Consider the following 11,920-nt stretch of genomic DNA (forward strand, 5'->3'; position numbering starts at 1 on the left):
CTTATAATTTTAACGATTTTCTCTTTGTCTGGTATAGATAGCACATTTGCCTCTAAACTTTTTAATCCGTCCCGATAGCTATTAAAAACACTAACAATTGTTTAACTTTAAATCAATAATGTCATATTTGGACTAGAGGAACAGAAATGCCAAATAAACATTGACCAATTAAAAAAGGATTAATAATTGATTAACAAAACCCTTAATGACTGCCTGAGGGAAATTTTATTTCATTTCTCTCCATCTTATTCTTATGAAATTTAAAATCCTGTTACTTTTTTTAGTTTTTCAAATGATTCCCGGCGCAATTAATTTTTGCCAGGCGCAATCCTATGGTCTTGGTTTTGACAGCTACGAAGTGGTTCAGGACAAAAGAACGGGACTGGATTTAAGCCCCGACAATACTTTTTGCTTCAAAAAAGATTTCGCGTTATCGTTCGAGCTTTCCTTTTTATCCGACAAAAAAACATATTTCGGATACATCGTCCGGCTGATCGAAAATGACAAACAGAACATCGACCTGATCTACGATAATAGCTCCGACAATCAGCATTTCAAACTGGTGATCGGAGATAAATTCTCCCGCGTTTCTTTCGATTTTCCAAACGGGGACTTATACAAAAAATGGAATAAGGTTACGCTGAAATTCAATAAGGCAACGAGTAATATCCAGGTTATTTATGGCGACAAAAGTTTTTCTCAGCCTGTAAAACTTTCCGGGGAAGGCTGCTTCAAAATCCTTTTTGGTGCCAATCAGTATAAGGATTTCAAATCGACGGACGTCCCGCCAATGAAAATCCGGAATGTCGTCATCTCGGAAGATGCCAAAATAAAATTCCGGTGGGCGCTTGATGAAACTGACGGGGCAAAAGCCATTGAGGAAATTCAGGGAAAGGATGCTGTTGCTGCAAACCCGGTCTGGATAAAAAAACTGCATTATGAATGGCAACTGGCCAAAACCATCACCTTAAAAGATTATATCAGGGTCGGATTCGATGAAAACAAGGGCATTTTGCATATTGTTGGCAAAGATTCACTGATCAGTTATAAGGTTGCGACCAATAAGTCTGTTTCAGTAAAACATGAAGCCGGCGCACAGCCCGTGTATGTCGATAACCAGTTGCTGTTTGACAAGTTAAACGAGAAGCTTTATCACATTTATATTGATGAAAAACAGGTTTCCACTTTCGATTTCAAAACAAGCAGCTGGGATAAAAACGGGGTAAAACCAGTGGATAAAACGCACTTTATCCATGCCAACAAGTTTTATTCTCCTTCCGATTCTGCCATTTATTTGCTGGGAGGTTATGGCCATTTATCCTACAAAAAGAATATCCAACGTTACCATGTGCCTTCCAAAACCTGGACCGACCTGAATTTGAAAGATTCGCTGTTCACGCCACGTTATCTGGCGGCGCTGGGTCCGGCGAAGGACGGCGCGTATATACTGGGAGGATATGGCAGTTCAACGGGACAACAAATGCTGAACCCGCGCAACTGGTATGACCTGCTTTTTTTTAATACCAAAACGAAGACTTTCCAGAAACGTTACGAGCTAAAATTGCCGAAAGAAGATTTCGTTTTCAGTAATTCGATGATCATCAATGAAAAAGAAAACTCTTTTTACACCCTGATTTTCCCTAAGGATAAGTTCAATTCTGAATTGCAGCTCATCAAAGGTTCGCTTACGGACCCGGACTTTAAAATGGTTGGATCTAAAATCCCTTACCAGTTTGTTGATATACAGTCGTACGCTGACCTGTTTTTTGATTATTCCAGTAACCGGTTTGTCGCCGTGACGCTGTACCTGGGTGAAAACAACCAGACAAAAGTTTCCATTTATTCGCTGAATGCACCGCCCCTGCAATCCGTTCCGCCCGTTACCGTAGCAACAGCTGGTAATGATAAAACTTTCTGGCTGATTGGCGGTTTGCTTCTCTCAGGTCTGCTGGCTTATGTTTATTTCAATTATTATAAAAAGAGGAAACCGGGAAATTCTGCCCTTTCGCCTGGTACGGTGCCTGCTGTTTCGGTAAATTCTTCTGATACGGAATCTGTTTCGGCAATGGATGACCATTCTGAGATAACGAGTGAGGCGCTTCACAGCAGCATCTTCTTGTTTGGAAACCTTCAACTGTTTGATGAAGAAGGCAATGAAATTACAAAACAGTTCAGTCCGCTGGTGAAGGAGCTTTTCCTCGTGATTTTGCTTTATTCTATTCGTTGGGAAGGGATCAGTTCTGAAAAATTAAAGGAGTTGCTCTGGTTCGATAAACCGTCGGAAAGTGCGCGTAACAACCGCTCGGTGAATATCGCCAAGCTGAAAGGAATATTGGACAAAATGAAATATTGCCAGGTTTCAAAGGAAACCGGCTACTGGAAAATAAAGATCGATTTCGAAAAAATCCATGTCGATTACACGCATTATCTGACGCTGATCCGGAATAAAAAGGCACTCAACAAGCAGAATATTATGGAGCTGGCCAACATTACCAAACGCGGAAATTTTCTTTCCAACGTGGAATATGAATGGCTTGATACTTTTAAATCCGAGATTTCCAATGAAATCGTAGACACCTATCTGCGCTTTGCCGCCACAATGAAAATTGCCGACGATCCCGAGTTTCTGATTAAACTGGCCAACTATATTTTTTACTTTGATCCGGTGAACGAGGAGGCGATGATTATCAAATGCAAGGCCTTGGCACATTTGGGAAAACATTCTCTGGCAAAAACTACGTACGAGAATTTTGCCAGAGAATATAACCGGATTTATGGTGAAGATTTTCAGAAGGATATGCCGGAAGTTTTACATTCCTGAAAAGTTTAGTCGTACTTCATCTGAATCGCACGAACATCACCCTTCCCTGATTTATCCCCGGAAACATTGATTCCTACGCGCGGGGCTCTGTCCCAGCGTGGGAGCCATGGTGTTTCTATTTTAACGGTACTGGTCAGCGAGTCAATTTTTTGTCCTTTTACATCCCAGCTGAATTCGTAAAAACGTCCATATCTGCTTTCCAGTTTAAGCCTGATGCCTTTATATTTTTCAGGAATCTGCTGCTGTTTGAGGATTTCATGCACGCCGTCCTTTACCTGCCATAATTCTATAACATTTTTACGAATGCCATAACCAACAGCATTACTGGCATCGCCATAAACGACAATATTCTGCATAAGATCGTCTTTCGTGACAACTTCGGCACTGAATGTGTAGTTACCCTTTTTGACCACCAGACCAAGAAAATTCCCTGTCGGGTTATGATTGCTGTTTTCGATTTGAAGTCCGCCATTTTCGATCCGGTATTCCGGTTTTGGAAAACTCACGTCGAAAACCCATGGTGCTTTCAGGGTATCCTTATCGTAGTTAATCAACAGGTTTGCGCTAATCAGCGCGCTCGCGCCCATTGGCGATTCTGCCTGTGCGGGAGGTGTTTTGCCATATCGGAACGCTGGCCATTTGGAAGTCTCGTCCCAAACCAGTTCACTAAGAATTCCCTGCCGGCCAGCAAATGTAAAATCAACACCGTTATAAGCATGGTGCAAATAAAAATATCGGTTATCCGGTGTCACCACGACTGTTCCGTGCCCGGGACATTTCCAGGTATCATCGCCAAAAAGAGCCGGGTTTCCCGTATACTTTGTCCAGGGGCCCTGCAATTTCTCCGCTCTGGCAAATCCAACCTGATAATCACATTTATCACCACAGCAGGCATTACCGGAGTACAGCATGTACCAAAAATTTCCTTTTTTGAAAATAGCCTGGCCTTCGGCACCGCCGGATTCCCAGCCTGTCGGATCTGCCTTGATCAGGCTGAATTCCTTGCCGATGACTTTTAGCCCATCCGGAGAAAGCTCGGCGCCAAGAATTTCTATGCCCCGGTCCTTGTCCAGTCCGTATGCTTTCCAGGTTATAAACAATTTCCCTTTATCCTCAACCACAAAAGCGTCAATCGCTTCCTTCGTCCATTCTATGATCAGGCCGTGGTCTGTAAAACCTTTTTTCAGATCCTTCGTGCTGGCCACGCCAATAAACGACTGCTTATCGGATTTCCTTCGTGCCGTGTAGTAAACAAAAAAAGTACCATTCCTAAAAAACAGCTCAGGTGCCCAGTAACTTCCCATTGTCCATTCCGGCAGCTCGGCAAATACCGGCCCGACATATTGCCAGTCGACCAGATTTTTAGAGCTGTAAATCGGATAAGCCGGTCCCCATTCCGAAGAAGTGCCGACGGCATAATAAGTATCTCCTACCCGGATTACCGACGGGTCAGCAAAATCACCGGCAATAACCGGATTCCGGTAAGTGATAACCGGGCCCGGATTGAGCTTTTGAGCAAATGTATTTCCGGCAAAAAGCAATATCAGAATAAAGACGGCAGGGATAAATTTCATTCGCTAGCAGATTGATTGGCCGGCTAAGAAAACGATTTATTTCTATATAAGAAACCAATTTTGATTCCTATTTAGCCCGCACCGGTTTTTGCACACCATAACCGCTGGCTCCATGAAACCATTTTGCGCCTTCACCTGTAAGCCATAAATAAAAATCAGAATCCAGGTCCGCTTCAATGCCGACAAATTTACCGTCACCATTTAAAGGTAATTCTCCGATCTTTTTTGTCTTGAAAATGGCTGTCCCTTCGTCTACCTCGTCAAACATGGCCACGTACAATGCCTCTGCGCCCGACATTTTTGCACCGGCAATTTGCTGCCAGAGAAAATCGCCTTTTGCCCTTGGGATCTGGTTATAAAGGGATTTGTCGTTCTTTAAATTCCCCCAGCTGAATCCCGGAAAAACCAGCGGCGCGTAGTCGATTTTGTTCGTTTTGCACCAGGTGATGTCACCCGGCAAAGTCGTTCCGGCAACGCTGATATAGGTGGATGCGTCATACCGGCCAACTGCCCAGGGCATAATAACATCGGCCGTTTTGATCAGCGCATGCAGTGAAGTCGAATTTTCGGTATCCTTTGTCAGTGTGCGCCAGTAATAAGGAACGCCCAGTAAAATCGAAGCTTTTTTGGTGGGTCCCTTGATAGCGTCAACCAGTTTTTGAATATCGGCAATCGTGTATTTTCTGCCATCATTGAATCCCACACCCCATATTGCCAGCAGCGGCCGACCGTTGTGACGCAGATAAGTCGGATTCTCTTTGTTATCGTACAGGTTGAAAAGTTTTTGCAGTTCTTCCCAGTCTTTAACGATAAAATCCATATCCGCAGAAGTAGCACCGCTCAGATCGTACATGACACTGATGGCCCTGTCGTATTTTTTGGAAGCTTTTAGTGCATTGGCCAGGACTTTGTTAAAATGCCTTTTACCGCTCTCTCCCCTTACTTCACTCACAAAACGCTGCATGTACACGCCGTCGATATTGTGCTCCTTCATCCATTTGAAATGCAGCTCCACGCTTTCTTCGTCATAAGGACTGTATACCTTAGCAGGTTCTCCGTTCTGATATTTGAAAGCCGTTGAATACGTTTTGGTATATTCGGTAACGTCCGGCCAGAAATCAATCGATGTAAAACCCGGCTCAAACTTCCCTGATTTTTGGTAATGATGCCAGCCACGGCCTGCTCCGTCGCCTTCCGCCGTAAACCAGCCCTGATATCCTGCCATGACGAGCCCCTTATAACTCGGAAACAATACGCCGGTCTGATCATACTTCACCTCCTCAACAGGTTTGGGGACATCCGTCTTTTTTTCATCATCAACCTTGCAGCTCATGGAAACAATCGAAATGAGGCAAAGAATTTTTAGAATTTTCATTAATCCGAAACTGGTTTTAATTGATTTACTAAGGTTTGCTATACGAAAATCGCCGGATCAAACATTTGCTGATCCGGCGATTTGGTCTTTTACAAGGTCAGTCTTACTGCCTTTGCATAATTAAACTTGGACTCCGGCGCATCAATGATAGCGCCAACCCGGAAAAAGTACTGGCTTCCTGTTTTCAGATTGCTGCTGTTTGAAGGCAAATCAATTTCCAGCTTATACACCTTGTTCGGATCAATGACCGCATTGATTTCCTGATCCGCGAGCACAGTCCGCATAGGCTCACCAACGGCAGGTTCCGGATGGGCGTACAACCCGATTTTTTTTACATTATTGATCACAGTCTGCTGCAATTTGAACGTAGCCACCACTTTTGTTCCTACCTTTTCAATCTTGGCTTCTTTCACGCGGATGTAAGGTTGTACTTTAAAATCAAGCTGCGTTTCGCCTTTTACGGTAACTTCCTGAGGTTGCGTTGGCACAAAATTTCCGCGAACCGGTGTGATCGTATAGGTATTTGCAAAAATCAGATTGTTGCGATAAGTACCATCATTTTTGACAATCATGACCTGTTTGGTCTGTGACGCATATCCTTGCTCGATGTACTCAATCGTGCTGCCACGAATGATATCCTGCTCCACAGGTTCGTTCGTTTCGATATCAAGAAATGTTCCGTGCAGTTGCGAATCAGGCGCGGGATAGTTATCGATTTTACATGCATTTGCAGCAAAAAGCAATAACAGCGCCGGTATATACAGTTTTATCTTTTTCATATTTTTATAACTTTTAAGAATGGTCGACTGGGCTTAATACTGTGGATTCTGAACCAAACCGTTTGAACCGACACCCGGGATATACCGGTAATATTGCTTGTAATCGAAAGTAGACGGATTCAAACGCTGGATGGTCTGACGAATAAAAATGTACTTCGCCGGCGAAACGCGTAAATCCAGAACGGGAATCAGCGCGTGACGAACCGAGTTATTGAACAGCGTATGATATTCCCGTCTTCTCACCAGATCCCAGAAACGTTTGTTTTCAAAAGCCAGCTCGACTCTCCGTTCACGGATCACGTTGTCGATGGTCAACGGAATATCCTTGGTATGGCCTGCTCTGCGACGAATGTCATTTAATGCCTTAGCCCCTTTGTCAGCTGCACCGGTACCGCTTTCCACGATGGCCTCGGCATAAATCAGCAGAATTTCAGCATAACGAAAATCAGCCCAATCCGATACCGTTTGGTTCCAGCCCGGTGCCACATTGACCCCTTCATTCAGGAATTTCTTAAAACTTACTCCCGTGCGGGTGTTATTACCGCCCCAGGTGTCAAAACCCGAATATTGCGTACGATCAGCGGCGCCGTAAGGATAATAGGTTTTTCCGTTGGTCGTAACAGGTTCTCCACCGAAAAGCTGAGCGTTTCCATCCGGTTTGATAAATCCGGCCTGGATAATGATCTTCTGGCCTTTCCAGGATGTTCCCGGCAAAACCGCCGTTGCCCAAAGCCGTGCGTCCTTATCTTTGTAAATACCCGCCGGATCATCGAAACGTTTGTAGGTTTTCGAAGCGTTGAAACCATTGTAATCATTCAGATCATTGCCTGCGTCACTGGTAACAACCGGTGCGCTTTTTCCCGGATCGGTGTAACTTTCATAAGCGTCGATCAGATCCAGCGTCGGGTTCATACGACCCGGATGCGGCCAGCCGTTTGCAGTCTGGTTTGGCTGATACCAGATTCCGTAGTTATGTCCCGTTCCCGAGCCCGGTCTTGCAAAACCTTTGATAAAAATGGCTTCGTTCGGTGCAATATTCGGATCTTCAAAAAGCTTTCTGTAATTGTCAGCTGCCTCTTCCGGCGATGCCGGCGCAGGCTTATAGAGCGAAAACTTGCCAGAATTGATAAGTGCCTCAGAAGCTTCCATAGCAGCTTTATAATAACCTGCCGCAGCCGACTTATCCAGTCCTACCAGCTTTTGGTCAACCGCCGTTCCGGAAATCGGAGCCCTATCTCCGTATTTCGCCAGAGAGGCCGCGTGTAATGCAACTCTTGATTTCAGCGCATAAGCCACCCATTTTGTAGCTCTCCGCTCACCTCCCGGCCAGGATTCTGCCAGGTTTTGAATCGCTACGTCACATTCTTTTAAAACAAAGTCCCAGGTTTCTTTTTCCGTACTTCTTGGTACTTTCAGTGCCTCCACACTACCTTCATACTTCTGCACGGACGTGATCAATGGCACACCGCCATATCTTTTCGCCAGAGCAAAATAGGCATAGGCGCGAATGAACGCACTTTCTCCGACAAGTGCCTGGGTTTCTTCCGCGGTTACGGTCAGTGTCGGGATAATGTCAATAAGAATATTTGTGTCACGGATCAGTTTGTATCCCTGATCCCACCACTGAAAATCATCATTGCCTATAAAATCGCCAAATTCGGTATGAACTGCTTCATCAGTAACCATCGCAGGTGCGAAACCTCCGTTGTTCGGGTCACCCGTGTTCCAGTTAAAACCCTGTCTGAAAAAGGTAAAATCTTCAATGGGCAGCTGGTAGTAAAGATTTGCCATGTAAAGTTTCACACCTTCCGGGTTGGAGAAAAGATTCTCACCCTGCAATTTGTCCAAAGGCTGTTTGTCCAGCACGTCTCCGCAGCTCAGCGAAAACAGGATGGGCAGCAATATTATATATCTGATTAATTTCATGTTTCGCGTACTTAAAATTTAACGTTAATACCAAAGTTGTAGCTTCTCGTTACCGGATAGGTCAATCCGGCACCAAACAGGCCTTCGATTTTTTCCGGGTCAAATGGCTTTACGAAAGGATCGGCCCAGGTGAAAATATTATGTGCATTTCCATAAATCCGCACATCCTCGATACCGATCTTTTTCAGCCAGCCCAGTTTGAAGGTATATCCCAGCTGTGCACTTTTGAATCGCAGATAAGAAGCATCTTTCCGCCACGCCGAACTTTCAGCGTACATCGCGCCCACATTATAGTTGAAACGAGAAGCCGGCCATTTACCCGGAATCCATTGATTATCCTCTGATAAATGCCATCTGTCGTGGAAATACTCCGGCGTGTTTCCTCGGAACGCGAAGACCTCCGCATACACTTCACGAAAACGAACGCTGTATTTTCCCGATCCCTGAAACAACGCGGTAAAATCGAAACCTTTGTACGAAGCATTTAACGTGACACCATAATACATTTTAGGATCGCCCCCGAAAAATAATGGCATGGCATCGTTACCGTCAATCACGCCGTTTCCGTCAACGTCTTTGTATTTAAAATCTCCCGGAAGCTCGCGCGTGTTACCGAGGTCGCCGTTCTGGATCGGCGCATAAATAACTTCGTCTTTGGTTTGAAACTGGCCTTCCAGCTGATATGCCCAAACGACGTCATTCCAGCGGTTTGCTCCACCGTTACGCCATTTATCCGTGCTGCTCAGAAAATCTCCTCTTTCGATATAGCGGTTCATCGTCCGCGCGAAATTGAAGTTTCCGGAAATACCATATTTAAAATCACGGATCTGGCCGCTGTATCCGGCTGTAAATTCGATCCCTCTCACGCGGTCGCTGTTCAGGTTCTCATCGGGCAGGGTTCCTCCAAAAGTATTGGGCAGAGACACATTCCGTCGGGCTAACAATCCTCTTCGGTCCCTTTGATAGATGTCAAAGGTCAGGTCAATCTTGTTGTCCCAAAGTCCGACATCAATACCAACATCCTGAATTTTCGATTTAAACCAGGTAAGTTTTTCATTGACAATCGCCGGCGAAGCCGCTCCTGTGGTATAATTTCCATTCGTGAATTCATATCCACCGCCTCCGCTCAAAGAAAATCCGGGCACATACTGGAACGGAGCTCCGGCATCCGCTCCTACCAGGCCATAAGAACCTCTTAGTTTAAGCGTTGAAATGAAAGGAATATTTTTCATGAAACCTTCCTCGGTTACACGCCATCCGGCAGAAACAACCGGGAACAATCCCCAGCGACGATCCGGATGATAACGGTAAGATCCATCGTAGCGGGCGGCTACTTCCAGCAGATATTTTTCCTTAAAATCATAATTCAGACGGCCGACATAAGACTGGCTTGCATATTCACTTTCGGATCCGCTGGTGGTCTGGTTATTCAAACCGGCCTGGTCGATCTGGTCGTTGGTAAAAAAGGCATATTCCCTTCCCAGTCCTGCCCAGCGATTTTTTGATTCCTGCTGTTCATAAACCAGCGTGGCACCGATGTTATGGTTTTTCGCGATAACCGTGTTGTAAAGCAATTGTCCCTGAAAGGTAATCCGGTTGTTATCGGAAAAATTGTTACCGATTCTCGACGGATTCCGCTGCGCATGTGCCGTGTACTTATCCGTTGCGGCATCGTAGGTATAAAGATTGTAGCTTTTTGAAACCGATTTCGCGCGGTAATTATTGCTGTCATAAGCAACGAGACCTTTCACTTTAAGTCCGGGAACAAACGGAACGGTATAAGTCAAAGCGAAAGTCGACTGGAAGAATTTATTAGCTTCTTCGTTATAACCTGTCAAAGCACCGTCTGCCAGGGCAACCGGGTTATAACCACCGCTGAGCAAGGCCGGATATTTCGGATTGTCGTTGGCATAGGGTCTTTCGGTTGGCAAAGCGATACGTGTTCCTTTATAAATATTAAAGAAGTTGTCACCGGGCTGTGTTCTTTTATCAAAAAGTCCAGATAAAATCAGATCCGCTTTCAGGTTTTTGGTCAGATCAATACCCACATTGGTACGGAAAGTATATTTCTTGTACCCCATGTCATTGCTTTTCAAAAGCCCGTTCTCATTCTGATATCCGAAACTTGTGAAATAAGTCGCAGCACCCTCACCGCCCGAGGCCGAAATAAAATGCTGCTGCTGGGAAGCAGATTTATTCAAAACCTCCTTGTACCAATCCGTGTTCTGATAACCCGGCGCACCAACCCTGAATTTTTCAATTTCCTCCGCTGAGTAAACGGGTTTCTCACCCAGGTTTTTCGCTGCGTCATTACGCATTTCCGCCCATTGCAAAGCGCTGGTCATATTGGGCACGTCGGTGGGACTTTGGCGACCATATACCGCGTTGTAGCTGAACTTTGGTTTTCCTTTTGTTCCTTTTTTGGTGGTAACGATTACCACACCGTTTCCGGCCCGAATCCCGAAAATAGCCGCAGAAGCATCTTTCAGTACGGAAATGCTTTCGATATCGTCCGGGTTGATCTTCTGGAATTCATATCCGCCATCCCGCGCCACACCATCTACCACATAAAGCGGCTCGCCAAATCCACGGATGTTGATGCTAGTACTGAACGAACCCGGCTCGCCTGAATTTTGGCGAATTTGTACCCCGGCAACTTTCCCCTGAAGACTTTGTGCCAAACTGGTGTGGGTTGTGGTTTTGATCGCCTCCGATACAATGTTGGAAATCGCGCCGGTTAGTGTTTGCTTGCGCTGCGTACCATAACCCACCACGACAACTTCCTGAAGTTCGTCCGTGCTGAGTTCCAGTTTTATCTGGAAAGAGGTTTTATTGCCGGTTTCTATTTCCTGTTTTTTATAACCCAGAAAACTGATCACCAGCGTTGAACCCGACTTGGGAATACTTAACGAAAACTTTCCGTTGACATCCGTTGTGGTTCCTTTTACCGAGCCTTTCAGCACAACGCTCGCACCGGGAACCGGCTGATTTTTCTCGTCATCCACTTCGCCGGAAATTATGATTTCATCGGCACCGGCTGACTGGGTTTGGGCATAGGCCTGAGAAGAAAGTAACACAGCCAACGCCATCATGACTTGCTGTAAAACTTTCACACAGACCTTTATTCTCTTTTTTAATAAAGGTTGATTTTCCATATAAATAAATTGGTGAGTAATTATCCGACTGAACGAATGGTAAAAGTGGGTTTCGTGGAATGGGATTTGTAATCTTATTTTGTCATAGGCAAGGATTTGTTAAGCGTTAAAACAGACGAAGGCCCGGTTAAAATCGTGCACAGCCTGGCTGTCGGAAGTCATCACGGTCGTCTGATTTTTTTGATAATAAGTAAGCTTGTGTTAATCGGTTTTGGCCAAACCATGGGGTCAAAATAAGGCGGGAGCTATTAAGAAATAGTTAATAAATGATTAATAGCAGTACTGAAACA

General features: G+C 45.1%; 6 protein-coding genes. 1 reads left to right on the forward strand and 5 read right to left on the reverse strand.

All coding sequences use genetic code 11. The features are described from left to right. Positions 1–253 precede the first annotated feature (253 nt). The gene (locus M1L62_RS27650) at positions 254–2,821 is read left to right on the forward strand and encodes a Kelch repeat-containing protein (RefSeq protein WP_254562885.1); all 2,568 of its coding nucleotides are present in this window, start codon (positions 254–256) and stop codon (positions 2,819–2,821) included. Positions 2,822–2,826: 5 nt separating this feature from the next. On the opposite strand, the gene M1L62_RS27655 is transcribed toward M1L62_RS27650, so the two are convergent. From M1L62_RS27655 to M1L62_RS27675, 5 genes are all read right to left on the reverse strand, one after another. After that, positions 2,827–4,395 (reverse strand): glycoside hydrolase family 43 protein, encoded by a 1,569-nt coding sequence (locus M1L62_RS27655; protein WP_254562886.1) that lies wholly within the window; start codon positions 4,393–4,395, stop codon positions 2,827–2,829. Positions 4,396–4,462: 67 nt separating this feature from the next. Continuing rightward, positions 4,463–5,770 (reverse strand): glycoside hydrolase family 99 protein, encoded by a 1,308-nt coding sequence (locus M1L62_RS27660; protein WP_254562887.1) that lies wholly within the window; start codon positions 5,768–5,770, stop codon positions 4,463–4,465. Positions 5,771–5,859: 89 nt separating this feature from the next. Continuing rightward, a complete protein-coding gene (locus tag M1L62_RS27665; protein ID WP_254562888.1) occupies positions 5,860–6,549 on the reverse strand; it encodes a DUF3823 domain-containing protein in 690 nt (229 codons plus the stop codon). Between the two features lie 33 nt (positions 6,550–6,582). Then, complete coding sequence (locus tag M1L62_RS27670) at positions 6,583–8,475, reverse strand: RagB/SusD family nutrient uptake outer membrane protein (protein WP_254562889.1); 1,893 nt, start codon at positions 8,473–8,475, stop codon at positions 6,583–6,585. An 11-nt stretch (positions 8,476–8,486) separates the two neighbouring features. Next, complete coding sequence (locus M1L62_RS27675) at positions 8,487–11,630, reverse strand: SusC/RagA family TonB-linked outer membrane protein (RefSeq protein ID WP_254562890.1); 3,144 nt, start codon at positions 11,628–11,630, stop codon at positions 8,487–8,489. Positions 11,631–11,920 lie beyond the last annotated feature (290 nt).

The organism is Dyadobacter diqingensis, from assembly GCF_024220585.1.
Classification (GTDB): Bacteria; Bacteroidota; Bacteroidia; order Cytophagales; family Spirosomataceae; genus Dyadobacter; species Dyadobacter diqingensis.